The organism is Streptomyces sp. NPDC006711 (assembly GCF_042869775.1).
Classification (GTDB): domain Bacteria; phylum Actinomycetota; class Actinomycetes; order Streptomycetales; family Streptomycetaceae; genus Streptomyces.
Genome location: NZ_JBIAGO010000005.1, coordinates 156,242 through 181,490, shown reverse-complemented (window position 1 = coordinate 181,490; position 25,249 = coordinate 156,242). Strand labels below are relative to the sequence as shown.

25 protein-coding genes are annotated in these 25,249 nt (G+C 71.6%); 8 read left to right on the top strand and 17 right to left on the bottom strand.

Going from position 1 to position 25,249, the window contains the following annotated elements; all coding sequences use genetic code 11:
• The 4 genes from ACFYM2_RS13575 to argC form a co-directional block, all read right to left on the bottom strand.
• Positions 1-1,158, bottom strand: a complete 1,158-nt coding sequence (locus ACFYM2_RS13575; RefSeq protein ID WP_388459087.1) for an acetylornithine transaminase — start codon at positions 1,156-1,158, stop codon at positions 1-3.
• Positions 1,159-1,193: 35 nt separating this feature from the next.
• Positions 1,194-2,105: an acetylglutamate kinase gene (gene argB, locus ACFYM2_RS13570; RefSeq protein WP_359004154.1), complete on the bottom strand. Its 912-nt coding sequence runs from the start codon at positions 2,103-2,105 to the stop codon at positions 1,194-1,196.
• 49 nt (positions 2,106-2,154) lie between these two features.
• Entirely contained in the window at positions 2,155-3,327 is a 1,173-nt protein-coding gene (argJ, locus tag ACFYM2_RS13565; protein ID WP_359004156.1) for a bifunctional glutamate N-acetyltransferase/amino-acid acetyltransferase ArgJ, read from the bottom strand.
• A gap of 179 nt (positions 3,328-3,506) precedes the next feature.
• Positions 3,507-4,538, bottom strand: a complete 1,032-nt coding sequence (gene argC, locus ACFYM2_RS13560; RefSeq protein ID WP_388459043.1) for an N-acetyl-gamma-glutamyl-phosphate reductase — start codon at positions 4,536-4,538, stop codon at positions 3,507-3,509.
• Between the two features lie 133 nt (positions 4,539-4,671).
• On the opposite strand from argC, the gene ACFYM2_RS13555 reads away from it, so the two are divergent.
• Positions 4,672-4,845, top strand: a complete 174-nt coding sequence (locus ACFYM2_RS13555) for a hypothetical protein (protein ID WP_359004162.1) — start codon at positions 4,672-4,674, stop codon at positions 4,843-4,845.
• A 108-nt stretch (positions 4,846-4,953) separates the two neighbouring features.
• Entirely contained in the window at positions 4,954-5,259 is a 306-nt protein-coding gene (locus tag ACFYM2_RS13550; RefSeq protein ID WP_359004165.1) for a hypothetical protein, read from the top strand.
• A 206-nt stretch (positions 5,260-5,465) separates the two neighbouring features.
• On the opposite strand, the gene ACFYM2_RS13545 is transcribed toward ACFYM2_RS13550, so the two are convergent.
• Entirely contained in the window at positions 5,466-5,954 is a 489-nt protein-coding gene (locus ACFYM2_RS13545; protein ID WP_359004168.1) for a hypothetical protein, read from the bottom strand.
• Between the two features lie 81 nt (positions 5,955-6,035).
• Entirely contained in the window at positions 6,036-6,566 is a 531-nt protein-coding gene (locus tag ACFYM2_RS13540) for a hypothetical protein (RefSeq protein WP_388836023.1), read from the bottom strand.
• A gap of 909 nt (positions 6,567-7,475) precedes the next feature.
• Between ACFYM2_RS13540 and ACFYM2_RS13535 the strand changes: the two genes are divergently transcribed.
• Positions 7,476-8,006 carry a VOC family protein gene (locus tag ACFYM2_RS13535; RefSeq protein ID WP_359004173.1) on the top strand — a complete coding sequence of 177 codons (531 nt, stop codon included), beginning with the start codon at positions 7,476-7,478 and terminating at the stop codon, positions 8,004-8,006.
• Between the two features lie 30 nt (positions 8,007-8,036).
• On the opposite strand, the gene ACFYM2_RS13530 is transcribed toward ACFYM2_RS13535, so the two are convergent.
• From ACFYM2_RS13530 to ACFYM2_RS13520, 3 genes are all read right to left on the bottom strand, one after another.
• The gene (locus ACFYM2_RS13530; protein ID WP_388836020.1) at positions 8,037-8,813 is read right to left on the bottom strand and encodes a MerR family transcriptional regulator; all 777 of its coding nucleotides are present in this window, start codon (positions 8,811-8,813) and stop codon (positions 8,037-8,039) included.
• Positions 8,810-9,943, bottom strand: coding sequence for a serine hydrolase domain-containing protein (locus ACFYM2_RS13525; protein WP_359004179.1), 1,134 nt, complete (start codon positions 9,941-9,943; stop codon positions 8,810-8,812). Before ACFYM2_RS13525 ends, ACFYM2_RS13530 begins: the two co-directional genes overlap by 4 nt.
• Before the next feature lie 174 nt (positions 9,944-10,117).
• Positions 10,118-11,011 (bottom strand): NADP-dependent oxidoreductase, encoded by an 894-nt coding sequence (locus ACFYM2_RS13520; protein ID WP_388836017.1) that lies wholly within the window; start codon positions 11,009-11,011, stop codon positions 10,118-10,120.
• 69 nt (positions 11,012-11,080) lie between these two features.
• Here ACFYM2_RS13520 and ACFYM2_RS13515 point away from each other — a divergent pair, with 69 nt between their 5' ends.
• Both ACFYM2_RS13515 and ACFYM2_RS13510 read left to right on the top strand, forming a co-directional pair.
• Complete coding sequence (locus tag ACFYM2_RS13515) at positions 11,081-11,671, top strand: TetR/AcrR family transcriptional regulator (RefSeq protein WP_388836014.1); 591 nt, start codon at positions 11,081-11,083, stop codon at positions 11,669-11,671.
• Between the two features lie 210 nt (positions 11,672-11,881).
• Entirely contained in the window at positions 11,882-12,322 is a 441-nt protein-coding gene (locus ACFYM2_RS13510) for a VOC family protein (protein WP_359004188.1), read from the top strand.
• Positions 12,323-12,343: 21 nt separating this feature from the next.
• Here the strand turns inward: ACFYM2_RS13510 and ACFYM2_RS13505 are convergent, their stop codons facing one another.
• Together ACFYM2_RS13505 and ACFYM2_RS13500 are read right to left on the bottom strand one after the other, a co-directional pair.
• Positions 12,344-12,775: a GNAT family N-acetyltransferase gene (locus tag ACFYM2_RS13505; RefSeq protein WP_359004191.1), complete on the bottom strand. Its 432-nt coding sequence runs from the start codon at positions 12,773-12,775 to the stop codon at positions 12,344-12,346.
• Positions 12,776-12,900: 125 nt separating this feature from the next.
• Complete coding sequence (locus ACFYM2_RS13500; RefSeq protein ID WP_388836011.1) at positions 12,901-14,337, bottom strand: PLP-dependent aminotransferase family protein; 1,437 nt, start codon at positions 14,335-14,337, stop codon at positions 12,901-12,903.
• On the opposite strand from ACFYM2_RS13500, the gene ACFYM2_RS13495 reads away from it, so the two are divergent.
• The gene (locus ACFYM2_RS13495) at positions 14,336-15,265 is read left to right on the top strand and encodes a DMT family transporter (RefSeq protein ID WP_359004197.1); all 930 of its coding nucleotides are present in this window, start codon (positions 14,336-14,338) and stop codon (positions 15,263-15,265) included. The genes ACFYM2_RS13500 and ACFYM2_RS13495 overlap by 2 nt on opposite strands.
• Positions 15,266-15,274: 9 nt before the next feature.
• Here the strand turns inward: ACFYM2_RS13495 and ACFYM2_RS13490 are convergent, their stop codons facing one another.
• Positions 15,275-16,510, bottom strand: coding sequence for a glycoside hydrolase family 10 protein (locus tag ACFYM2_RS13490; protein ID WP_388836008.1), 1,236 nt, complete (start codon positions 16,508-16,510; stop codon positions 15,275-15,277).
• A 139-nt stretch (positions 16,511-16,649) separates the two neighbouring features.
• On the opposite strand from ACFYM2_RS13490, the gene ACFYM2_RS13485 reads away from it, so the two are divergent.
• A complete protein-coding gene (locus tag ACFYM2_RS13485; protein ID WP_120725057.1) occupies positions 16,650-17,510 on the top strand; it encodes a 3-hydroxybutyryl-CoA dehydrogenase in 861 nt (286 codons plus the stop codon).
• Between the two features lie 191 nt (positions 17,511-17,701).
• On the top strand, positions 17,702-17,959 hold the full coding sequence (locus ACFYM2_RS13480; RefSeq protein WP_359004204.1) for a hypothetical protein: 258 nt from the start codon (positions 17,702-17,704) through the stop codon (positions 17,957-17,959).
• 16 nt (positions 17,960-17,975) lie between these two features.
• Here the strand turns inward: ACFYM2_RS13480 and ACFYM2_RS13475 are convergent, their stop codons facing one another.
• From ACFYM2_RS13475 to ACFYM2_RS13455, 5 genes are all read right to left on the bottom strand, one after another.
• On the bottom strand, positions 17,976-18,512 hold the full coding sequence (locus tag ACFYM2_RS13475) for an NUDIX domain-containing protein (protein ID WP_388836005.1): 537 nt from the start codon (positions 18,510-18,512) through the stop codon (positions 17,976-17,978).
• Positions 18,513-18,563: 51 nt separating this feature from the next.
• Positions 18,564-19,904: a transcriptional regulator gene (locus ACFYM2_RS13470; RefSeq protein WP_359004210.1), complete on the bottom strand. Its 1,341-nt coding sequence runs from the start codon at positions 19,902-19,904 to the stop codon at positions 18,564-18,566.
• 322 nt (positions 19,905-20,226) lie between these two features.
• Complete coding sequence (pheT, locus tag ACFYM2_RS13465; protein ID WP_359004211.1) at positions 20,227-22,755, bottom strand: phenylalanine--tRNA ligase subunit beta; 2,529 nt, start codon at positions 22,753-22,755, stop codon at positions 20,227-20,229.
• Positions 22,755-23,876 (bottom strand): phenylalanine--tRNA ligase subunit alpha, encoded by a 1,122-nt coding sequence (gene pheS, locus ACFYM2_RS13460; RefSeq protein ID WP_359004214.1) that lies wholly within the window; start codon positions 23,874-23,876, stop codon positions 22,755-22,757. Before pheS ends, pheT begins: the two co-directional genes overlap by 1 nt.
• A gap of 174 nt (positions 23,877-24,050) precedes the next feature.
• Positions 24,051-25,229 (bottom strand): ATP-binding protein, encoded by a 1,179-nt coding sequence (locus ACFYM2_RS13455; RefSeq protein ID WP_388836001.1) that lies wholly within the window; start codon positions 25,227-25,229, stop codon positions 24,051-24,053.
• Between the last annotated feature and the right edge of the window lie 20 nt (positions 25,230-25,249).

Here is a 25,249-nt window from a genome sequence, read left to right as displayed (position 1 = left end):
TCATTCTCCGGATCGTCCGTCCCCGCCTGCTGCTCCAAGGATGCCGGGCAGCGCCCGGACGAACGCATCCACCTCCGCGTCGCCGATGACGAGCGGCGGCATGAGCCGTACGACATCGGGCGCGGGCGCGTTGACCAGGAAGCCGGCACCCTGAGCCGCCTGCTGCACCTGAGGTGCGAGGGGCTCGTTGAGCACGATACCCAGCAGCAGCCCCGCACCACGGACATGGGAGACCAGCGGGTGCGCCAGCGCCTCGATTCCCTCCCGCAGCTTCTCGCCGGTCCGCTTGACCCGGTCGAGTACGCCGTCGGCCGCGAGGGTGTCGAGTACGGCCAGGCCCGCGGCGCAGGCGATGGGGTTGCCGCCGAAGGTGGTGCCGTGCATTCCGGGCTCAAGGAGATCGGCCGCCGGGCCGAACGCGACGGTGGCGCCGATCGGCAGCCCCCCGCCGAGCGCCTTGGCGAGCGTGACGACGTCCGGCTCGACCCCCTCGTGCCGCTGGTACTCGAACCAGGCACCGGTCCGGCCGATGCCGGTCTGCACCTCGTCGAGGACGAGCAGCGTGCCGGTGGCGCGGGTGATCTCCCGGGCGGCCCGCAGATAGCCGGCCGGCGGGACGACCACGCCGATCTCACCCTGGATCGGCTCGATGACGACGAGGGCGGTCTCCTCGGTGACGGCCGCCCGCAGCGCCTCGACGTCGCCGAACGGCACATGGGTGACGTCACCGGGCAGCGGCCGGAACGGCTCCTGCTTGCCCGGCTGTCCAGTGAGCGCGAGCGCGCCCATCGTCCGGCCGTGGAAACCGCCGTGGGTGGCGACCATCCGGGTGCGTCCGGTCAGCCGGCCGATCTTGAACGCGGCCTCGTTGGCCTCGGCGCCGGAATTGCAGAAGAAAACGCGTCCGGGCCGCCCGAAGAGCTGAAGGAGGCGTTCGGCGAGCGCCACGGGAGGCTCCGCCGCATACAGGTTGGAGACATGGCCGAGCGTCGCGATCTGCTCGGAGACCGCCCGCACGACGGCCGGATGGGCGTGCCCGAGCGCGTTGACCGCGATGCCGCCCACGAAGTCGGTGTAGGCGGCGCCGTCCGCGTCCCACACCGTGGCGCCCTCACCGCGTACGAGCGCGAGCTTCGGCGTGCCGTAGTTGTCCGTCATGGCGTGCCGCCAGCGCCGCGCCAGTTCCTCGTTGCTCACCGCGTTCCCCCTCCGGTTCCCCGTGCGTCCGGCACGACCATCGTGCCGATGCCTTCATCCGTGAAAATCTCCAGCAGAATCGAGTGCTGGACCCGGCCGTCGATCACGCGCGCGGTGTTGACCCCGTTGCGCACGGCGAACAGACAGCCCTCCATCTTGGGGACCATGCCGCTGGAGAGCTCGGGCAGCAGCTTCTCCAGCTGCGTGGCGGTCAGTTTGCTGATCACCTCGTCGCTGTTCGGCCAGTCCTCGTACAGGCCCTCGACGTCGGTGAGGACCATCAGAGTCTCGGCGCCCAGCGCAGCCGCAAGTGCCGCAGCCGCCGTATCAGCATTGACGTTGTAGACATGTCCGTCGTCCTGGGAGCGGGCGATCGAGGAGATGACCGGGATGCGGCCGTCGTCCAGGAGCGCCGTGATCGCGCCCGGGTCGATCGCGGTGATCTGGCCCACCCGGCCGATGTCGACGAGCTCGCCGTCGATCTCGGGCCGGTGCTGGGTGGCGGTGATGGTGTGGGCGTCCTCGCCGGTCATGCCGACCGCGAGCGGCCCGTGCTCGTTGAGCAGCCCGACCAGTTCGCGCTGCACCTGCCCGGCGAGCACCATGCGCACCACGTCCATGGCCTCGGGCGTAGTGACCCGAAGGCCCGCCTTGAACTCGCTGACCAGGCCGTGCCTGTCGAGCTGCGCGCTGATCTGCGGCCCCCCGCCGTGCACGACGACGGGCTTGAGGCCCGACTGCCTCAGGAACACCACGTCCTGCGCGAACGCGCGCTTCAGCTCCTCGTCGACCATGGCGTTGCCGCCGAACTTGATGACGACGGTCTTGCCGTGGTGCCGGGTCAGCCAGGGCAGCGCCTCGATGAGGATCTGCGCCTTGGGCAGGGCGGTGTGTTTGCGAGTGCTCATGAGCGCGGCCCATTCCTTGGACGGGTGGTGGCGGGAGACGAGTGGGCGCTCATGAGCTGTACGCGCTGTTCTCGTGGACGTAGTCGGCGGTGAGGTCGTTGGCCCAGATGACGACGGGCTCGCTCGTGCCCGCGGCGAGGTCGGCGGTGATCCGGACCTCCCTGAAGCGCATGTCGACCAGGTCGCGGTCCTCGCCGACGGAACCGTTCTCGCAGACCCACACGCCGTTGATGGCGACGTTGAGCAGATCCGGCTCGAAGGCCGCTTTGGTGGTGCCGATCGCGGAGAGCACCCGGCCCCAGTTGGGGTCCTCGCCGTGGATGGCGCACTTGAGGAGGTTGTTGCGGGCGATGGAGCGGCCCACCTCCACGGCGTCGTCCTCGCTCGCGGCGTTGATCACCTCGATGCGGATGTCCTTGGACGCGCCCTCGGCGTCGCCGATGAGCTGGCGCGCCAGGTCGTCGCAGACGGTCACCACTGCCTCGGCGAACTCGCTGTAGGCGGGCGCCACTTGGGACGCGCCGGAGGCGAGCAGGAGCACCGTGTCGTTCGTGGACATGCAGCCGTCGGAGTCCACCCGGTCGAAGGTCTGCCGCGTGGCGTCGCGCAGCGCCTTGTCGAGGGTGGCCGCGTCGAGATCGGCGTCGGTGGTGAGCACGACGAGCATGGTGGCGAGCCCGGGCGCGAGCATGCCCGCGCCCTTGGCCATGCCGCCGACCGTCCAGCCGTCCCGGGTGACGACACTCGTCTTGTGCACGGTGTCGGTGGTCTTGATGGCGATGGCGGCCTTCTCGCCGCCGTGATCGCTGAGCTGGGCCACGGCCTTGTCGATGCCGGGCAGCAGCTTGTCCATGGGGAGCAGGGTGCCGATCAGCCCGGTGGAGGCGACGGCGACGGTGCCCGCGCCGGTCTCGTCGTACCCGGCGGCGTCGAGGGCGGCGGCGGCCTTCTCGGCCGTGGCGTGCGTGTCCTGGAAGCCCTGGGGGCCCGTACAGGCGTTGGCGCCACCGGAGTTGAGGACCACCGCGCGCACCTCGCCACCCTTGAGGACCTGCTCGGACCACAGGACCGGGGCCGCCTTGACGCGGTTGGAGGTGAAGACGCCCGCGGCCGCGAGGCGGGGTCCGGTGTTGACCACGACGGCCAGGTCCGGGTTGCCGTTCTGCTTGATCCCGGCGGCGATGCCCGACGCCTGGAATCCCTTGGCTGCCGTCACGCTCACTGTGTCTCCTCGTTCGCTTCTGGGCCCGCGCGGCGCGCCCGCGCGGCTTTCGTCGTCATCTCCACGGCCCGGCGGCCGCGCGCGCCGCTCACGGCGTCTTCTCGTTCACTTCTGGGCCCACGCGGCGGCGCCCGCGCGGTGTCCGTCGTGATGCGTGGCCCGGTGGCCGCGCGCGACGCTCACGGTGCGACTCCGACCGTCGGCAGGCCCAGGCTCTCCTCGAACCCGAGGGCGATGTTCATGCTCTGCACCGCGCCGCCGGCGGTGCCCTTGGTGAGGTTGTCGATGGCGCTGATCGCGAGGACGCGGCCGGCGCTCTGGTCGTACGCGACCTGCACGTGGACGGCGTTGGACCCGTACACGGACGCGGTCGCGGGCCACTGCCCCTCGGGCAGCAGACGCACGAACGACTCGTTGGCGAAGGCCTTCTCGTACGCCGCCCGTACGCTCTCGGCGCCGACGCCGGGCTTCGCCTTGGCGGAACAGGTGGCGAGGATGCCGCGGGACATCGGCGCGAGGGTGGGCGTGAAGGACACGGTGACGTCCTCGCCGGCCACCGCGCTCAGGTTCTGGATCATCTCGGGGGTGTGCCGGTGGCCGCCGCCGACGCCGTAGGGGGACATCGAGCCCATCACCTCGCTGCCCAGCAGATGGGGCTTGAGCGCCTTGCCCGCGCCGGAGGTGCCGGTGGCCGCGACGATCACCGCGTCGGGCTCGACGAGGCCGTCCCGGTAGGCGGGGAACAGAGCGAGCGAGACGGCGGTCGGGTAGCAGCCCGGCACCGCGATCCGCCGCGCCGACTCCAACGCGGCCCGCCCGCCCGGCAGTTCGGGCAGCCCGTAGGGCCAGGTCCCGGCGTGCGCCGAGCCGTAGAACTTCTCCCAGTCCCCGGCGTCACGGAGGCGGAAGTCGGCCCCCATGTCCACGACGAGCACGTCGTCACCGAGCCGTTCGGCGACCGCCGCGGACTGTCCGTGCGGCAGCGCGAGAAACACGACGTCGTGCCCGGCCAGCACCTCGGCGGTGGTCGGCTCCAGGACCCGGTGGGCCAGCGGACCCAGCTGCGGCTGGAGCGCACCGAGCACCTGCCCGGCGTTGGAGTTCGCGGTCAGCGCCCCGATCTCGACCCCGGGGTGCCCAACGAGCAGCCGGAGCAGTTCCCCACCCGCATACCCACTGGCCCCCGCCACTGCCGCACGTACCGCCGCCATCGCAATCCTCCTCGGTGATGGCATGACTATACGTACCGATGCAGTTTTATGCAAAGAACTCGACTCGAGCTCAGCGATCCGGTTTCCGAAGATCGGGCTCTGTCGCCACGTGGGTGGGTGGCGCTGTGCGTGCGTGAGTGAGACTCCCGGGGCAGGCATCCGGTCGGACTCGAGCCGCTTCGACGAGCTTGTCGCGGTGCACAGCGGGGAAGCCGCATTTCTAGGCGGGTCGTCCTGGCACATCCCGGACTACTTGGCCGTGATCGGCGGCGGAATGTGGCTGCTGGACGTACGCCTGAGAGACTGATCATGGACGAGGACGCGCGGAGGTTCGCGGCGGCCAAGGAGATGGCGGCTGCTTACGGTTGGCGGTACTCGATGGTTACGGGCTGGCGCCCGCACGTCTGGAGCGTCCTTGACCACTTGTCGTCGCGTCGTCGGCCAGGCCCGCAAGATCACCCGAGCACCTGCGGCGGCCGCACCGGCCGCCGCAGACGAACAGTTTCCGGCCGGGATGCCCGTGGCCTGGACCGAGCACGCCCGCATGATCGACCGGGCGGTCGACACCGACCGCCGCCGGCGACGGGAGGAAGCACTCGCCGGAACCCGGCCGGTGGCTCCACCGACGCTGCACGAAGCCCTGAACCGGCGGCCCATGTTCCCGCCGCCGCCGCGCGACGGCGCAGACGCCGAGACAACTGGCCAGGGGGACAACGCGTGACCCGAGCCCCCTCACACGGTGAGCCGCTGGAGTCCTGCCCTTACGGTCCAAGATCGTTGAGTTGATCATGGGCGGCCATCCGCCGCGCGACATCTACGTCGGCCGGCAGAGCTACCCCTCCCGCCGCGGCGGCAGGCTGATCCGGCGCCGGCTGCGTGGGAGCCAATCGCTCCGGCGGAAGTCGGGCCATGTGCGAGACGTGGTCCTCAACCTTCCTCGCCGTTCGAATGGCGGCGGCGCTCGACGTAGTTGATCACCAGATTGGCGAGAGCGACCAACAGTGTGGCCAGTAGCGCTGGAAGCCAGGGGCGTTCGACGCGGAGCCCGGGGGTGAAGGATTCAACGAGCAGCGCACCCAGGAACGTCGTTGTCGCGGATATGGCCATGTCCGCGCGGCGTTTGGACCTCTCGGAAATACCAGTCAGGCTCAGTGCAAGGCGTACAGGAGCTGTGAAGGCAGTCGCGAGCAGGCCGCAGGGAAGGCACAGCAGCACCGCCCAGACGAGGGAGCTGGCGCTGTCAGCTTCGATCAAGTCGCTGGAGAGAAAAGCGACAGCCAGAACGCCTGCCAGCATCACCGCGGCCAAGGCAGCAAGGATACCGAGACCCAGGCCCGTCATGCCGAGGGCGGCAGACACCTTCTCACGAGTTGACAGACAGGCCCAGGTTGGCTCATCGGGCCGCTGGGGCTCCACGATGCACCTCCTTCGTACAGGAGAAGACAGAAGCGGGCGACACCCGAACCAGCCGGTATGCCGCCCGCGAAATCAACGGTCTCAGGCAGCGACCAACATGATGGCCGTCGCGAGATCCTTGGCGATGTCAGCTGGAACACCAGCCTTGACCAGCGCGATGGTCAGCGCAGTCTCGCTCCAGCTCTCGACGTCCTCAATCGCGTCGGCAACCTTACCGCCGTTGCGCTTGAGGAAGTCACCGCTCTTCCTGTGGAGCTTGCCGACGATCTTGCCGGCCCACACGCCACCGTGGCGCAGTCCGGCGACGACCAGTTTGCGAACAATCGTGCCCGACCCCAGGATCCGCTCCGCCTCCTCGTGGGCGCCGGGGTTTTCAAGCTGCTTCGCGTATTGTTCGAATTCTCGAATCTGCTGTGCATCCGCACCGTCTGCCCGCATGCGGGAGACGAGGTCGCGGACATCGCTTGCAGTCGGCTGCAACGACTCCGCCGCCTGCAAAGCCGCCGCCTTGTCACGGTTGGTCTCGACTGCGCTTGCGACTGGCGCGGCTACGCCGAAAGTTAAAGCAGCCATTGCAGTAACAGCAGTCATTCGAATGTGATTCTTCTTCACCTGGACTTCCCTTGCCGCCGGGTGGGAGAAGGCATACGGCAGGCCGCTTGGCGTGGAAACCGAACGGCCCACACCTTCTCCCTCCGGCGCTTTTCTTGGCTTATCTATGCGACGGGCCTGAAATCGGGCCTCACCCTTTCCGACTCCGCGCCCGATCTGGCCATATCTTCAATTCACCGACCAGCCCTTGATAGTGCTGCGACTCACGGAAGGCTCGCCTAACACAATGAACATTACCCAGAGATTCGACACGATTCCATAAGGAAATTTCGATATAGTGATAGGCATTCCCACCCACCCCTCGGTATCCCCTACGCTTTTCCGTGGGGCCGGGCGTGCCCTTCGGTTGGCTCACCGAGGGGCGCCAGGTGCGGCTTTCAGTCTTCTGCCGCCTGTGGCTTGCGTCGATTGGCTGCCCGACGCCCCACGGCGACTCGGCTGCCAATGAGGAATTGCGAATGATCGCACCACAGGGAATCGACAGCGAGGTCGTCCGCCGGGAGGCACCAGCATCCGTCGCACGGAGACACCACATCACCGCGCCCCAGGCCGGCACCAACGCAGGCAAGACGCATCACCACTGCGTCGAGACAGCGAGAGCGGCCGCCGGCCGCTGCCACGACACGTCGCCCACGACGAGCCTTTCCGGCCGCACGGCCGCGCCCCGCCTCGATACCGCTCCGCCCATGGCGCGGCGGTTCGGATGCGTCGACCACGTTCGCCGGCCGCCCGAGCACCTCGGTCACAGATCCGGCGCTCGGGCCACCGCCACCCCCGCCCGCGAACATGGCCCGAATTGATTCAACGTTCAACCTACTTTGACGGCATGCTGGTCACAGAGCCGACAGCCTCCCGCAGGTCCGGCCCGATGCCCCCAACGGCCCACCTGGGCAACGGAGATGACCCGACATGACACTGGCACTCCCCCTCCGCCTCCACCACCACGCCTGGATCACCGACGACCAGGAGGCCAACCGGCGCTTCTACGAAGACGTCATCGGGCTGCCGCTGGTGGCCACGTGGACCGAGCGTGAGGTGTTGTCCGGGGCCGAGCGCGCCTACAGCCACGCTCTTTACGGGCTGGCCGACGGCAGCGCGCTGGCGTTCTTTCAGTTCGCCGACCCCAAGGACCAGGCGGAGTTCAAGACCAGCATCAATGCGACTCCTTTGCGTCACATCGCCTTCAAGGTCGAGGCCGAGACCCAGGACGCCCTGCGCGAGCGCGTCGCCGCGGCCGGCGTCGCGGAGGCGAACGCTCACGTGATCGACCACGGCTTCTGCGTCTCGCTGTACATCACCGACCCGAACGGGCTGATATTGGAGTTCGCGGTCGATCACCCGGACGTGGAGAAGATCGACGCCGAGCGGCGCGCCACGGCACACGCCGACCTCGCCCGCTGGCTCGCGGGCGACCACACCAGCAACAACCACTGGCGTTGAGCACACCCGCCCCGTGGTGGCGAACGCGCGTCACCGCCTGGGCAACGGCACTCCCGCCGCGCGGAGCTTGGCTTCGGTGAGGGCGGTCAGGCGGGCCGCGACCGGTGCCTGGTCGGCGCGGTGGGTGTTGATCAGCTGGTACTGGGCCGATGCCTTCGCCCATGCCCGCAGGCTCGCGTCGTCCCCGCGCGGGGCGGCGTTGGCGAGGTAGCGGTTCGCCAGGGCGCCGGCCAGTTCCTCGACGCGCGGATCGTCCGGGTCCCAGGCCTCCGCCTCCTGGGCCCGCCTGGTCAGATCGACGTACTCGGGGTCGTCGAGCCCGGTCTCCAGCTGGGCCAGGAATCCCTCGAACCCCGTCGGCACCAGCGCGCGGGCCAGCACCATGGCCTCGCGTTGCGCGGCCACGTAGTCGGGATCGAAGCCGAGGTCCGTCATCCGCTCCAGCAGCGCGCAGGCACGGTCGGGCAGCAGCGCCCGGTCGCCGTCGGCGAGCCGGTGCAGGGTGTCGCGCCGGGCGGTCAGCTCCGCGATGCTTTCGGTGAGCCGGCGCTCGACGTCGGCGAGCGCGGTACGAAACCGCGCCGCGTCGGCGTCGAGCATGGGCGCGATCTCGGCCAGCGGCACCCCCGCGCCGGCCAGCGTCCGCGCCTGCACCAGGTGCAGCAACTCCCTCGACCCGTAACGCCGGTAGCCGGAGCTGTCCCGTTCCGGCTCCGCGACCAGGCCGAGCTTGTGATAGTGCCGCACCGTCTTGACGGTGACGCCGGCGAACGACGCCGCCTGCCCGATCGTGACCCCGTTGCTCATCCGGCCAGTCTGCCCGAGAACACCGCCTCCACGAAGCGCTGTTGGGCGGCCTGGAAGGCCGGCGCGATCGTCAGATCGGCGTCGTCGACCCACGTCAGCCCGGCCGTCAGGACCGTACGGCCGTCGGCACTCGCGTACATGAGCGCCGCCGAGCCCATGGTGGCGCCATTGTGGTGGAAGACGGTGCCGCTCCCCGTCTCCTGGGCGAAGACCCCGAGGCCGTAACCGACGGTCGCCTCCGGCGTGCGCATCTCGGCCAGCAGCCCGGCCGGAAGCAGCCGCCCGCCCATCAGCGCGGAGAAGTAGGTGGCGAGGTCCCCGGTGGTCGAGATCATGTCCCCGCCGGCTCCGACCCAGGACGGGTTCTGCCGGGTGACGTCCACGATCCGCTCCTGGCCGGCGTCCTCGTAGCGGTAGTAACCGCGGTTGTGCGGCGCGGGGATCTCCGGGGAGTCGCCCGGCGCGAGCGTGCCGGTCAGCCCGAGCGGCCGCAGGACGAGCCGGCTCAGCTCCTCGGCGAACGTACGCCCCGTGACGTGTTCGATCACCAGCCGGGCCAGGACGTAGTTGGTGTTGGCGTAGCTCCAGCCCGTACCGGGTGCGAACCGGGCCGGCTTGGACAGCGACAGGCGCACCAGGTCCTCTGGCCGGTACGTCGCGAACCGCTTCTCCACCCACTCCTTGCCCTGCCAGGGCACCCCGAGCACGATCGTGCCGTCCTCGTAGAGCTCGCCGGTGTGGTTGAAGATGCCGCTGGTGTGCCGCAGCAGCATGCGTACCGTGATCCGCCGGTCCAGACCGAACTCGGGGAGGTGGTCGGCGGCCGGGGCGTCGAGACCGATCCTGCCCTCGGCGACCAGCAGCAGCACCACGGTCGCGACGAAGCTCTTGGTGGTGCTGCCGATACGGAAGTGGCCGTCCGTCACCGGTCCCGCGCTCCCGTCCAGCTCGCCCGCCCCCGCCCCCGCGACCCATTCGCCCCGCTCGTCGCGCACCCGGAGCTGGACGCCGAGGAAACCGCCGGCGGTCACCTCGTCGAGCACCTTGCGCAGGTGCGGACGGTCCTGGCCCGGGCGCGAAGTGGTGGGGGAAACAGGGGAGTTGGTGGTGGTGTGCAGAGGGGTGCTCATGGTGACGGGCTCCTTCACATCGTCGTCTCCGGCCTCCCGGCCGGGCCGGCGTCCTGCCGATGCGATGAGCCTCGACCCTGACCCGGGGTCAACCTCAACTGTGATGTGGGACACGGTCGTTCGGGCCCCGGTTTCATGGGAGCCGAGGCGCGACCCCGGGTTCAAGGCCCCGGTTCAGACCACCAGCACCCGGCGGCCCCGCGCGTGTCCCGCCTGGCTGTCGATGTGCGCCGCCGCCGCGTCCGCGAGGGCGTACGCCTTCTCGACCGGGATGTGCAGTTCTCCCCGCGCGATGAGGTCGGCGGCCACGGCGAGCGCTTCCGGCACACTTCCGGCCACCCCGGAGAAGCGGACGCCGAACTCCGTCGCCGCGAGGTCGGCGATGGAGACCACCTTGCCCGGGTCCCCCGTCAGCGCGACGAGTTCACGGAGCACGCCCGAGCCGGCCAGATCGAGCGCCGCGTCCACCGGGCCGAGCAGCCGGACCCGCTCGACCCAGCCCTCGCCGTACGTCGTCGCGACGGCGCCCAGGGTGCGCAGGTAGTCCTGGTTCGCGGCCCCCGCCGTGCCGATCACCCTGATGCCGCGCTCGCGGGCGATGTGCAGGACCGCGGAACCAACCCCTCCGGACGCGCCGCTGACCAGCAGCGTCTGCCCGGGCCGCACCCCGCACTCGCGGATGATCCGCAGCGCGGTCTCCACCACCGAGGGGTACCCCGCCGCCTCCTCGAACGTCAGCCCCTCGGGCATCGGGGCCCACGCCGACAGCACGGCGAACTCGGCATAGGTGTCCACCCCCTCGCCGAACACGCGGTCACCGATCCCGACCCCTTCGACGCCCTCCCCCACCTCATCCACGATCCCCGCGGCGTCGAGGCCCACCCCGGAAGGCAGCGTGATCGGGTGGGCGCCGAGGACCTGGCCCTCCCGGATCCTCCAGTCCACGGGGTTGACACCCGCCGCCCGCACGGCGACGCGTATCCGGCCGGGGCCCGCGTGGGGTTCCTCGGCGTCGATGAGGCGCAGGACGTCCGGGCCGCCGAACTCGGCGAAGCTCACTTTCTTCATGCCGAGAACGTAGCACTAACCGTTAGCCTTTTGGAATGGTTACGATTTCATATTTGATAGCGTCCTCTCATGACCGCTCCTCCCGGGCGTCGCGAGCGCAAGAAGGCCGCGACCCGCCAGAAGATCGCCGACACCGCGCTGCGGCTCTTTCTGGAGCGCGGCTACGACGCGGTGGGCATCCGTGATGTCGCCGCGGAGGCCGACGTGGCGGTGACCACGCTCTTCTCCCACTTCGCCTCGAAAGAGGCCCTGGTGTTCGAGCGGGACGACGATTTCGAGCAGCGCCTGACGGGGGCGGTCGCCGCGCGCGCGCCGCACCAGCCGCTCATCGCCTCCCTGCGCCACGAGGTCGAGGCCCTGGTCCGGCACTGCACGGCACAGGGTGCGGCTCCGGTCTGGCGCATGATCGAGGGGTCGTCGGCTCTGCGGGAGTACGAGGAGTCGATGCGGCTGCGCCACGCGGAGTCGCTTGCGGCGGCCATCGTCGAGGACGGGGGCCTGCCGCAGTCGGCGACGGCGTCCCGGACGATCGCGCGGTTCGTGATCGACGCGTACGCGGTGGCCCGTGAGGCGGCGGATCCGGTGGCCGCGCTGGACGAGATCTTCGCGATGATCGAGGCGGCCTGGGCCGCGGCGTCACCCCCCGACCCCGCCCCGTAGCCACCCCGCCGGGCCGGGTGAGCGCGCGTCCGCCTACGGGCGGGGCGTCCGCCACCCCGGCGACCCCCAGTGGCCCCCGGGCCTCCGCCCGGCCCGTAGCGCCAGGTCCGCACCCTTGGCCCGCCCGAGGTCCGGCGCCGCCGCCGCCCGTCTTGCGGCGTAGGCCCAAAGCCCGATCCGGCCCCGGTGCGGGTCTGTCAGCATGGCGGCATGTCGCACTCATGGCCCAGCCATCTCGATGTAGGAGCGGTCCGGTTCGCCCGGCCGACCGCCAAGTACGACGACGTCCTGGTCTTCTACCGGGACGTGCTCGGACTGCCGGTACTCGCGCAGTGGCGCGGTCACCACGGCTACGACGGTGTCGTGCTCGGCCTGCCCGGCACCCCGGTGCACATGGAACTCCTCCAGCACGGCGATCCGCCCCGCATTCCCGAGCCCGACCCGGAGAACCAGCTGGTGCTCTATCTGCGCGGCCCCGAAGCCGTCGCCACGGCCGCCCGCAGGCTGAGCGAGCACGGGCACAGCCCGGTCCCGGCCGCGAATCCGTACTGGCCAGAACGCGGCGCGGTGGTCTTCGAGGACCCGGACGGCTGGCTCGTCGTCCTGGCACCGTGGGTCTTCGGCGAGCAGCCCCCGCCGTCGGTCTCCTGAGGGCTGGGCCGTCCGGGCCGGCTACTGGAGGCCGAGCGCCATCCACTTGGCCGGGTTCTCCAGGGGCCGAAAGCCCAGCTTCTCGTAGACGCCGTGGGCGTCGGCCGTGGCCAGCAGGATCCTGCGCAGACCGTACGGCTCCAGATGGTCGCGCGCGGCGGCCACGAGCGCCGTGCCGAGCCCCTTGCCGCGTACCGCCGGATCGACGTACACATCGCAGAGCCACGCGAAGGTGGCGCGGTCGGTGACGACCCGGGCATAGGCGACCTGCGCCCCCGAACCGGCGTCGTAGGCACCGAAGTTGAGCGAGCCGGAGATCGCGGCGTCCTGCTTCTCGCGGGTGCGGCCGAGCGCCCAGTAGGCGTCGGTGGAGAGCCAGTGATGGATCCGGGCCGGGTCCAGGCGGGCGGGGTCGTTCGAGATCGCGTACTCGCGGAAGATCGTTTCACTCATGGCGCGAGCCTGGCAGGTGGCGGCCCGCGTGTCAGTGGCGGAGGCCACCTTCCGCGCCCGGCAGGACCCGGGTCCGTCAAACGCGCAACACCGTCAACGCGCAACGCCGCCAACACTCAACACCGTCAACGCGCGACACCGTCAAGCGCGACGCGCAGCCTGCGGACCGCCTCGGTGATCTCCGCGCGGCCCGTCACCCCCGCGAAGCTCAGCCGCAGATGGCCCGCCGGTGGCTCCGCGCCGAAGTAGGGCCGGCCCGGCGAGACGGCGACGCCCGCACGCAGCGCGGCCGGGACGAGAGCGTCCTCGGAGGTGCCGTCGGTCAGGCGGACCCAGAGGTGGTAGCCGCCGGAGGGGATGTGGGGCAGGGCGAGTTCGGGCAGGTGCCGCAGGACGGCGGCGGCCAGCGTCTCCCTGCGGGCCGTCAACTCGGCCGAGACAGTGCGCAGATGACGGTTCCAGGCGGGGGAGCCGACGAGTTCGAGGGCGGTCTCCTGAAGGGGGCGCGGCACGAAGAAGGAGTCGACGGCCTGGATGGCGCGCAGGCGTTCGCGCACGGGCCCCCGGGCGGCGAGCGCGCCCACGCGCAGGCTCGGCGAGGTCGCCTTGGTCAGGGAGGAGACGTGCACGACGACGCCGTCGGGATCGTCGGCGGCGAGCGGCGCGGGCAGGGGGCCCGCGTCCTCGTGGGCGAGGCGGCGGGCGAAGTCGTCCTCGACGACGAACGCGCCGAAGGAGTGGGCGATGGCGACCACCTCGCGGCCGCGCTCGGCGGGGAGCAGCGCGCCGGTCGGATTCTGGAAGAGGGGCTGGCAGCACAGGACGCGGGCGCCGGTGGCCCGGAAGGCGCGGGCGAGCAGTTCGGGGCGTACGCCGTCGGCGTCGACCGGGACCGGAACGGGCCGCAGTCCCGCCGCGCGGGCCACGGCGAGGATGCCGGGATAGGTGGGCGACTCCATGAGCACGGGGGCGCCGGGCGCGGCGAGCGCGCGCAGCGCGGTGGTCAGGGCGGTCTGGCCGCCCGAGGTGATCAGGACGTCGGCGGCGCCAACGGCGGGGCCGATCTCGCGGGCGAACCAGGCGCGCAGCTCGGTGAGCCCGTCCACGGGCGGGCGGCTCCACGCCCCCGGGCGGCGCCCGGCCCGTCCGAGCGCCGCCGCCATGGCTCGTTCGGGCTGGAGCCCGGGGTCCAGGTAGCCGCCGCTGAGGTCGATGACGCCGGTCGGCGGGATGGCGAGCGCGCCGAGGACTCCGGCGGCGTCGACCGCGCGCGGCGCCGGCTCGGTGGCGCCGTCGGCACTGAGCGCGACCTCCTGCCAGGAGGTGTCCCCGGCGCGGGCGGCGGTGGTCCGCGGCTCGGCCCGGTAGGCGCCCGCGCCGGGGCGGGTGACGACCAGGCCCTCGGCGACCAGCTGGGCGAGCGCGCGCGAGACCGTCACCGGGGAGACCCGGTGGCGCTCGACGAGGGCCCGGCTCGACGGCAGCTTTCCACCCACCGGGTAGCGGTCGACCTCTTTCCGCAGAGAGTCCGCCAGCTCGGTCACACTGCTACGCTCTTGCATGACAGCACAGGATAGCGCTACTGCTCCCACCTCGATAACGGTCGGCGCCCCGGTCCGCCGCGCCGGCGCCCCTTCCCCGCGCGGGACGCTCTTCGCCGCGCTCGGGGTGCTCTCCTTCTCGCTGACCTTTCCCAGCACCGCGTGGGCTCTGGAGAGTTTCGGCCCGTGGTCGATGGTGTCGCTGCGGCTGCTCGTCGCCGCCCTCCTGGCCGGGGTCTTCCTGTGGCGGGGCCGGGTGCCCTTCCCCGAGCGCGCGCACTGGGCCGGGTTCGCCGCGGTGATCGGGGGCGTGATGATCGGCTTCCCGGTCCTGACCACGCTGGCGCTCGGAACCGCGACCACCTCCCACGCGGCCGTCGTGGTGGGCCTGCTGCCGCTCACCACCGCCGTCTTCGCCGCCGTGCGGACCCGGCGCCGGCCCTCGCGCGCGTTCTGGGCGGCCGCGCTCGCCGGCGCCGCCGTGGTCGTCGCCTTCACGGTCCAGCAGAGCGGCGGCGCGCTCACGCGGGCGGACCTCTACCTGTTCGGGGCGCTGCTCCTGTGCGCGGCCGGATACACCGAGGGCGGGCGGCTCTCGGGCCTGATGCCGGGCTGGCACGTGGTCGGCTGGGCCCTGGTGCTCTGTGTCCCGCTCGCCCTGGTGGGCGCGCTGCTCGGCCTGAGCCTCGAACCCTGGCACCTCACCGTCCACGGCGTCGCCGGGCTGCTCTGGGTGGCCTCGGCCTCGACCTTCCTCGGCCTCTACCTCTGGTACCGGGGCATGGCCGCGATCGGCGTCACCCGGGCCAGCCAGCTCCAGCTGGCGCAGCCGCTCGCGACGCTCGTCTGGTCGGTGCTGCTGCTCGGCGAACAGCTGAGCCCGGCCGCCCCGGTGGCCGCCGCGGGCGTCCTGGTGTGCATCGCGGTGACCCAGCGCGCCCGCTCGTGACGCCCGCTCTCAGCCGCCCCAGTGGTCGGCCACGACGCGCGCCATGGCTCCGATGCGGTCCTCGGTGACCTCTTTCGCGGCGAAGAAGCAGTGGCCGCGTACGGTGGCGTACCGGCGCGCCAGGGTCAGATGGCGCGAGAGTTCCGCCGGGTCCTGCCAGGCGGCGGGCTGGGCGGGGCCGCCCGCCTTGTACAGGGCCTCGCCGATGTAGAGATCGACGCCGGTGCCCCGGGCCACCTCGTCCCACCACGGCACCAGGACGGCGTAGTCGGCGGCGGCGAGCCCGATGTTCCAGTACAGCTGCGGGCAGATGTAGTCGATCAGCGCCTCGCGCACCCACCCGCGGGTGTCGGCGTACAGGTCGTCGTAGGTCTGGGCGCCGGCCGCGGTCGCCGAGCCCCGCGCGTCGCTCGCCTCGTTGCGCCACACCCCGAAGGGGCTGATCCCGAACCGGACTCGGGGCCTGATCTCCTTGATCCGGGCGCCCGTCTCGCGGACCAGGAGGTCGATGTTGTCGCGCCGCCAGGCGGCACGGTCGGGGAAGTCACCGCCGTACCGGGCGTAGGCGTCGTCGTCGTCGAATCTCTCGCCCGCCACCGGATAGGGGTAGAAGTAGTCGTCCCAGTGGACGCCGTCGACGTCGTAGCGGCGTACCGCGTCCAGCATGGCGTCCTCGACGAAGTGCCGGACCTGCGGCAGGCCGGGGTTGTAGTAGAGCTTCCCGCCGTAGGGGACGACCCAGTCCGGGTGGATGCGGGCGGGGTGGGTGGCCACGAGGCGCGTGGGGTCGGTGTGGTTGGCGACCCGGTAGGGGTTGAACCAGGCGTGCAGGGCGAGACCGCGCCGGTGTGCCTCCTCGACGGCGGTGCCCAGCGGATCCCAGCCCGGGTCCTGGCCCTGCGTCCCCGTGAGCCACTGGGACCACGGCTCGTAGGGCGAGTCCCAGAGCGCGTCGGCGGTCGGGCGGACCTGGAGGACCACGGTGTTCAGCCGCCGCTCGACGGCCTTGTCCAGGTGGGCCAGGAGCTCCGCGCGCTGGTCGGCGGCGCCGAGGCCCGGGAGCGAGGGCCAGTCCCGGTTGGCGACGGTGGCCAGCCACACCCCGCGAAACTCCCGTCCGGCGCCCCGGCCCCGCCGGGCGGACGCGGGGGCCGCCGTGATCAGCCCGCCCAGCGCCCCCGCCGTGCCCGCCACGAAGCCCCGCCGCGTGATTAGTCCCACGTTCGCCCCTCGCTCAGGTCGCATGCGCCCAGGTCTACCGGACAGCGTGCCCGCCCCGCCCCCACGAGCACGCGCGCGTTCGGAGTAACGTCTGGGGCCGGAGGCGGGCGCCGGAATCACACGGGGGGCCTGCCGGGGACTGCTGTAGAGCGAAAGGCACGATGTGACCGACATCGAACGCGTCGGAATTGTGGGCTGTGGCCAGATGGGCGCGGGCATCGCGGAGGTGTGCGCCCGCAGCGGCCTGGACGTCATGGTCGCCGAGACCACCGGCGAGGCCCTGGAGATCGGCCGCACCCGGCTGCACAACTCCCTCTCGAAGGCCGCCGAGCGCGGCAAGATCTCCGAGGAGGAGCGCGACGCGACGCTCGCCCGCCTGAGCTTCACCACCGACCTCGGCGAGTTCGCGGACCGCGATCTCGTGATCGAGGCCGTCGTGGAGAACGAGCAGGTCAAGACGGAGATCTTCCAGATCCTCGACCAGGTGGTGACCCGCCCGGACGCGATCTTGGCGTCCAACACCTCCTCGATCCCGCTGGTCAAGCTCGCGGTCGCCACCTCGCGCCCCGACCAGGTCATCGGCATCCACTTCTTCAACCCGGCGCCGGTGCAGAAGCTGGTCGAGCTGATCCCCGCCCTCACCACCTCCGAGGGCACCATCAGCCGCGCCCAGGTCCTGGTCGAGAAGGTGCTCGGCAAGCACGCGATCCGCGCCCAGGACCGCTCGGGCTTCGTGGTCAACGCGCTGCTGATCCCGTATCTCCTCTCGGCGATCCGGATGTTCGAGTCGGGCATCGCGAGCCGTGAGGACATCGACAACGGCATGGAGCTCGGCTGCGCCCACCCGATGGGCCCGCTGAAGCTGTCCGACCTCATCGGTCTCGACACGGTCGCCTCGGTCGCCGACTCGATGTACGACGAGTACAAGGAGCCCCTGTACGCCGCTCCCCCGCTGCTCCAGCGCATGGTCGACGCGGGACGCCTGGGCCGCAAGACCGGGTCCGGTTTCTACTCGTACGCCTGAGTAAAAAGGCGTACGTCTGTATACGCGGGCGTACGTCTGAAAGGCGTGAGCCGGGCTCGTGCCGCGCACACCGGGTGTGCGCGGCGAGCCCGCATATGCCCATCGCACACGCTCCCGCCCCTGGAACACGGCGAGTTGACTCTGCGCCACCACATCAGTGGCACCTCCGGAACAGGGATAAGGAGCCAACCGTGTCCAGGGACCCGGGACATCCGACCACCGTCGACGAACTGGCGGAGTTACGCCGCCAAGTGGACGTCGCCATGGCCCGCGTGGACGGGCAGCTCGCGCTGCTCGCCCTGCGGGGTGAGCAGACCGAGCGAGAAGTGACCGAGGTGGTGGGACGGGTCGCGGCCCTGGAACACCTGCGATGGCCGCTCCCCGCCCTCACCGCGCTGATCGCGCTCGGCGCGCTGACGCTCGCCGCCTGGCAGGCACTCGGTCACTGACCCCGCGCCGGGCGGGTCAGCCCTCGCCCAGGCGGAGATGGTGCAGGAGCAGGAGTCCGGCCGCCATGTTGGCGGCCGGGACCTCCCCCCTCGCGACCAGGTCGGGCACCAGCTTGAGGGGGATCCACTCGCGGCGCGAGGACTCGAAGTCGTCCTCGGGGTGGCCGATGTACTCGGCCGACTCGGACCAGAACAGATGGTGCCGGGCGTCGATGAGCCCGTTGGCCGGCTCGACGGTGAGCAGCGGTTTGAGCGGTCCCGGCCGCCAGCCGGTCTCCTCCTCCATCTCACGGGCGGCCGCCGCCTCGATGTCCTCGCCGTCCTCGACGACTCCGGCGGCCAGCTCCCAGCCCCAGCTGTCGGTGATGAAGCGGTGCCGCCACAGCAGCAGCACCTCGTTGGCGGTGTTGACGACGGTGGCCGCGGCGACCGGCCGCAGCCTGATCAGGAAGTGGTCCAGATGCCGCCCGTCCGGGAGCGCCACGTCCGCGAGGTTGACCCGGAACCAGCGATTCTCGTACACCGTTTGTTCGTTCAGGTTCGTCCACTGCACGGTTCTGCCACCTTTCGACAAGTAGGTGGCAATATCGCAGCAGGCTGACGGTCACAGGGGAACGCGAAGCGCCCCGTCGATCAGCGCGGCGGCTTCGGCCGCGCCGGCGCAGCCGGACGCGACCAGGTGCTCGCGCACCACGCGCAACCGGTCACGCAATCGCTGCGACTCCATCCCCCGGGCCCGCTCGGCCATTTCGACCGCGGTGGCCACGGCCCGGTCGGCGTCGCCCTGGCGCAGCTCGATCTGCGCGAGCATCGCGAGGCGGTGCACCCTGCCCCGGTCGTGGGAGGGCTCCTCGGCCGCGAGCGCGGCCTGTTCGCGCGCCGCCGTCAGGTCACCGAGGCTCAGCAGGGCCTCGGCCACCTGCACATTGACGAGACCGGGCTGGACGTAACCGGTCTCGGCCGGCTCCTGGCCCGGCCGGACGCGTCCGGCGGCCGCCTCTGCGCTCAGGATCGAGGACAGCGCGCTCTGGCCGTCGCCCAGATGCGCGTACGCCTTGGCCTGCATGGCGTGCAGATCGGATGCGAGCGCCGGACTCAGCCGGGTGCCTGCGGCCCGCAGCGCCGCCTCAGCGAAGGCGACCGACTGGCGGTAGTCGCGCATGAACAGCGACTGGTTGACCAGGAGGGCTATGACATAGGCGCCAAGTCCCCTGTCCCCACTGGCCTTCGCGAGCCGCAGCGCCTGGTGGAAGTAGCGCTGGGCCAGGCCCTGGGCGTTGGAGTCATAGGCGCAGATGCCCGCGATGGCCACCAACCCGCCCGTGGCGCGGTGCAGTTGGCGGCCGTTCGCGTCCGTGTAGCCGCCGCGCAGCAGCGGGGCGGTCTCGGCGTTGAGGAAGCCGACGACGCGCGAGCGCGTCGCGATGCCGCCCGCCTTGCGGTACATCAGCTCGTAGTGCTCGCGCGCCGAGCGCAGCATCTCGATGTCGGACTCCCCCACCGCCGTCTGCCCGTCGCGGGAGACATCGGTGTCCTCCGGCGGGTTCTCCCACTCCCATACGGGCATGACGGCCGGGGTGCCGGTGACGGCCGGGGCGTCGAGGATGTGGGTGCGCTGCTGTTCGTCGGAGCGCCACAGGGCGGTGGCCCGCTCGACGAATCCGGCGAGCGGCGAGCGGTGCGCCGGCGCCGGCTCGCCCGGCACACCGAGGCCGATGTCGTCCAGGGTGACCCGGCGCCGCAGCCGCCCGGCCAGCACCTCGCAGATCAGGTCGGGCACCTGGCCGCGCGGGCGCTGGCCCTTCAACCACCGCGCCACGGCGGTGTGTTCGTATCTGAGGGCGACGCCTCTGGCCCGCCCCGCCTGATTGACCCGGGCCGCGAGCCCGGCGTGTGAGATCCCCGCTTCGTCCACCAGGGCGTCGAGCAGGGTATTGGGCTGCATGGGGCCCTCCGTTGGCTCGGTGCCACCAGCGTAATCGAGCCCGGTTCACACGGGGTGTGAAGCGAGTACCCGCATTGGTGCGCCGCGCCCTCTGCCCACCGGCGCCCGCGCTCGGTTGACTCATGGGCGCCTCTCCCCGAGGCAACCGGGCCGCCGGCCCCCCACGACACCGTGCGGCGGCTCGTTCCCGGCGCCGCCGCCCTGTTCGCGCCGCCCGGCACTCCCGGCGGGGCGGCGGCGCCCTCGGCGTCCATGACGGCATACGCCGAGAGGGGCGCGCCGGGATTCCCGGTGCGCCCCTCCCGGTGCGTTCTGCCGCGGGCTACGCCCCGCGCAGCACCGCGCCCGTGACGTCGGCCGCGTGGGCCACCGCCGCGTCGCGGGCGGCCGATGCCTCCTCGACGGTCAGGGTGCGATCGGCGGCGCGGAAGCGCAGCGCGTAGGCGAGCGACTTCTTGCCCTGGCCGGTCTGCTCGCCGCTGTAGACGTCGAACAGGCGGATGGACTCCAGGAGTTCACCGGCGCCGACACGCAGCGCGTTCTCCACGGCGGCGGCAGGCACCCCGGCGTCGACGACGAGCGCGACGTCCTGGGTGGCCACCGGGAAGGTGGAGATCGACGGCGCCCGCACGACGCCCTCGCCGGCCCGCTCAAGGACGTCGAGGTTCAGCTCCATCGCGCAGCTGCGGGCGGGCAGGCCGAACGCCTTGACGACGCGCGGGTGCAGCTCACCGGCGTGTCCGACAAGGGTCTTGACGCCCTCGGGGAACACATACAGCTCAGCGCAGCGGCCCGGGTGCCAGGGGCCGTACTGGCCCTGTTCCACGGCGAGTTCGAGCCCCGCCTCGTGGGCCACGGTCCGCGCGGCCTCCACCGCGTCGGCCCAGTCGGCCGGGCGGCCCTTGCCCCACCAGCCGGCCTGCTCGCGCGCGCCGGCGAGGACGGCGCCCACGTGCCGCGGCTGCGCGGGCAGCACGGCGTCCAGGGCGGCGATCTCCTCGTCGGTGGGGCGGCGGTCGACGGGCAGGCGGGCGGCGACACCCGGCGTCGTCGAGGGGTGGAAGACCAGACCCGTCTCGAAGAGCGCCAGGTCGTGGCTGCCGCGCCCGGCGTTGCGGCGCAGCGTGGCGAGCAGGCCCGGCAGGAGCGTGGTGCGCAGCGCCGGCTCCTCGTCGCTGAGCGGGTTGACCAGCGTCACGACGGCGCGCTGGGTGTCGTCCGCGTCGAGGCCCAGCTGGTCGAAGACCGACTCGGCGACGAACGGGTAGCTCGGCGCCTCGGTGAACCCCGCCCCGGCGAGCGCGCGGCCGACCCTGCGGTGCAGTCGCTGACGCTCCGTCAGGCCCTGCCCGGCCGGCGGCCTGGGCAGCGTGGAGGGCAGGTTGGCGTAGCCCTCCAGGCGGATGACCTCTTCGGCCAGGTCGTTCGGCTCGGTCAGGTCGGGGCGCCAGGACGGCACGGTCACGACGAGCTCGTCCTGCCCGTACGCGTCGCAGCCCACCTCCTGGAGGCGGCGCACGACGGTCTCGCGGCCGTACGCGATGCCCGCGACGCGGTCCGGGTGGTCGGCCGCCATCTTGATGGTGCGCGGCGCGGACGGCGAGACGAGTTCGGTGACGCCGGCCTCGGCCGTGCCGCCCGCGAGCAGCACGAGCAGATCGACGGTGCGCTGGGCGGCGGCGGCCGCGGCCTGCGGGTCGACGCCGCGCTCGAAGCGCTTGGACGCCTCGGAGGACAGCTTGTGGCGCCGGGCGGTCCGGGCGATGGCGACCGGGTCGAAGTGGGCGGCCTCGATGACGACCTCGGTGGTGCCCTTGACCTCGCCGGTCTCGGGGTCCGTGACGGAGTCGGCGATCTCGGTGTTGGCTCCGCCCATCACACCGGCGAGGCCGATGGGGCCCCGGTCGTCGGTGATGACGAGGTCGGCGGCGTCGAGCTTGCGCTTGGTGCCGTCGAGGGTGGTGAGCAGTTCGCCCGGCTCGGCGCGGCGCACCCCGATGGGCCCCTCGATGAGGGTGCGGTCGTAGGCGTGCAGCGGCTGGCCGAGCTCGATCATCACGTAGTTGGTGATGTCCACGGCGAGCGAGATCGGCCGCATGCCGGCCTTCTGGAGCCGGCGCTGGAGCCAGATCGGAGAGCGGGCCTCGGGGTCGAGGCCGGTCACGGTGCGCGCCGTGAAGCGGTCGCAGCCGATCGGGTCGGCGATCTTGACCTGGTAGCCGTAGGAGTTGGGCGCGGGCACGTCGAGCAGGGCCGGGTCGCGCAGCGGCAGGCCGTAGGCGATCGCGGTCTCGCGGGCCACGCCGCGCATCGACAGGCAGTCGCCCCGGTTGGCGGTCACCGCGATGTCCAGGACCTCGTCGACGAGTTCGAGCAGCGCGATGGCGTCGGTGCCCACCTCGTGCTCCGGCGGGAGCACGATGATGCCGCCGGTGGTGTCCGGGCCCATGCCGAGCTCGTCACTGGAGCAGATCATGCCGTGCGAGGTCCTGCCGTACGTCTTGCGCGCGGCGATCGCGAAGTCACCGGGCAGCACCGCGCCGGGCAGCACCACGACGACCTTGTCGCCGACCGCGAAGTTGCGGGCGCCGCAGACGATCTCCTGGGGCTCGCCGGTGCCGTTGGCCTGGCCGACGTCGACGGTGCAGAAGCGGATGGGCTTCTTGAAGCCCTCCAGCTCCTCGATGGTGAGGACCTTGCCGACGACGAGCGGGCCCTTCAGGCCGGCGCCGAGCTGTTCGACGGTCTCGACCTCAAGGCCGGTGTCGACGAGCCTGGCCTGCACGTCACGGCCGGTCTCGGTGGCGGGGAGATCGACGTACTCCCGCAGCCAGGAAAGCGGGACCCGCATCAGATCTCCATCCCGAACGGCCGGGTGAACCGGACGTCACCCTCGACCATGTCTCGCATGTCTTCTACGTTGTGGCGGAACATCAGCATCCGTTCGATGCCGAAGCCGAAGGCGAACCCGCTGTACTTCTCGGGGTCCACGCCGCAGGCGGTCAGCACCTTGGGGTTGACCATGCCGCAGCCGCCGAGCTCGATCCAGCCCTCGGATGAACAGGTGCGGCACGGACGGTCCGGGTTGCCCACGGACTCGCCCCGGCACACGTAACAGACCATGTCCATCTCGGCGGACGGCTCGGTGAAGGGGAAGAAGTTCGGCCGCAGGCGCGTCTCCATGCCCTCACCGAACAGCGCCTTGACCATGTGGTCGAGGGTGCCCTTGAGGTCGGCCATGGTCAGGCCCTCGTCCACGGCCAGCAGCTCGACCTGGTGGAAGACCGGGCTGTGCGTGGCGTCCAGCTCGTCGGTGCGGTACACCCGGCCGGGGCAGATCACGTACACCGGGGGCTCGCCGCGCAGCAGCGAGCGGACCTGCACGGGCGAGGTGTGCGTGCGCAGGACGACACCGGAGCCCGCGGCGCCCTCGGGGCCCCGCACGAAGAACGTGTCGTGCTCGGTGCGGGCCGGGTGGTCGGGGCCGATGTTGAGCGCGTCGAAGGTGAACCACTCGGCTTCGGCCTGGGGACCCTCGGCGACCTCGTAGCCCATGGCCACGAAGACGTCCTCGATGCGCTCCGACAGCGTGGTCAGCGGGTGGCGGGCGCCGGCCGGGACGCGGTCGTGGGGCAGCGTGACGTCCACGGCCTCCTCGACCAGGACCCGGGCGTCCCGCTCGTCCTCCAGCTCGGCCTGGCGGGCGGCCAGCGCCTTGTTCACGGCGCCGCGGGCCATGCCCACGAGCTTGCCGGCTGCGGCCTTGGCCTGCGGCGGCAGCGCGCCGATCTCGCGGTTGGCGAGCGAGAGGGGCGAGGTGCCTGCGGTGTGCGCGGTCTTCGCCTGGGCGAGTTCGTCGAGGTCGCCGGCGGCGGCGAAGGCGGCAAGCGCCTCGTCCCGCATGCGCTCGATCTCTTCCGGTTTCAGCGCCTCGACCTCGACAGGGTCGTACGACTTGTTAGGTGCCGACATCTCTTCCCGTGCTTCCGATTGGCCCCCAGCTCACACTGGGAGGTGCCCCCAGGCCGGGGGTCCCCGCGACCGCGACAGCGATACCGCGACAAGCGCGCGGACACAAACGCGCCAAAGGTCGAGTCTAACGGGGTGGTGGAATGCGAGTGCGCCCGTGGGCGGCTCGGGGGCGGTCTACTGGAGATACGCCGGAGCGCCGACGGGCAGGATAAATCGGAACTGGGCGCCGCCGCCCGGGCCGCGGCCGACCGTGATGGTGCCGCCGTGCGCTTCGACGATGCCCTTGACGATGTAGAGGCCGAGGCCGGTCCCGCCGCGCTTGCTCCCCCGCCAGAAGCGGGTGAAGACACGGCCCATCGACTCCTCGGGGATGCCGGGACCTTCGTCGCTCACGGTGACGGCCGTTCCCTTCTCGTCGTGCTCGTCGATACGCAGGGGCGCGGGCGCCACCTCGATGGTGACAGTTCCCTCACCGTGGCGCACCGCGTTTTCCAGCAGGTTGCCGAGCACCTGGTCGATCTTGTCGGGGTCGGCCCACAGGTCGGGAAGCGGGCACAGGACCCGCACGAGGAAGCGGTCCGGGGCCTGGCCCGATGCGACATGGGCCTGGAGGTGGCGGCCGACGGCGGCCGGCATGTCCACGGGCTGGCGGCGCACTTCGAGGCGGCCGGAGTCGATGCGCGAAATGTCCAGGAGTTCGGCGATGAGCCGGGTGACGCGGTTGGCGTCGGCGTCGACGGTCTCCAGCATGAGCCGCTTCTGCGCGTCCGTGAACCGTTCCCACTTGGCGAGCAGCGTCGCGGTGAAGCCCTTGACGGAGGTCAGCGGGGAGCGCAGCTCGTGGGCGACGGTGGCGATGAGCTCGGCGTGCGAGCGTTCGGTGCGCCGCCTGGCCTCGGTGGAGCGCAGGCTGACCACGACCCGGCGCACCGGCCCGGTGGGGTTTTCGCGTACGTACCGCGCGGAGACCAGCACTTCGCGCCCGCCGGGCAGCAGCAGATTGCGTTCGGGCTGGCCGGTCCGGATGGCGAGGCCGCCGTAGGGGTCGGTGAGCTGCCACCAGCGGCGGCCCTTGAGGTCTTCCAGAGGCAGCGCCCGCTCCAGCGAGAAGCCGAGGGCTTGGCCTTGGGGAATCGCGGTGATCCTCACGGCGGCGGCGTTGAAACAGATCACCCGCCCCTCGTCGTCGGCGACCACGATGCCGTCGGGCAGGTCGTCGGGGTCGAAGCCGAGAACGCCGGGAGCGCCGAGAGCCCCGTGCACCCCGAGATCCCCGAAAACTCCAGCGCCGCCGGGGCGGCCGGACGGGCGGGGCGCGGCGCCCTCGCCGGTGCTGCTCATGCCGACACCCATCCCCGTATCCCACCTCTCCG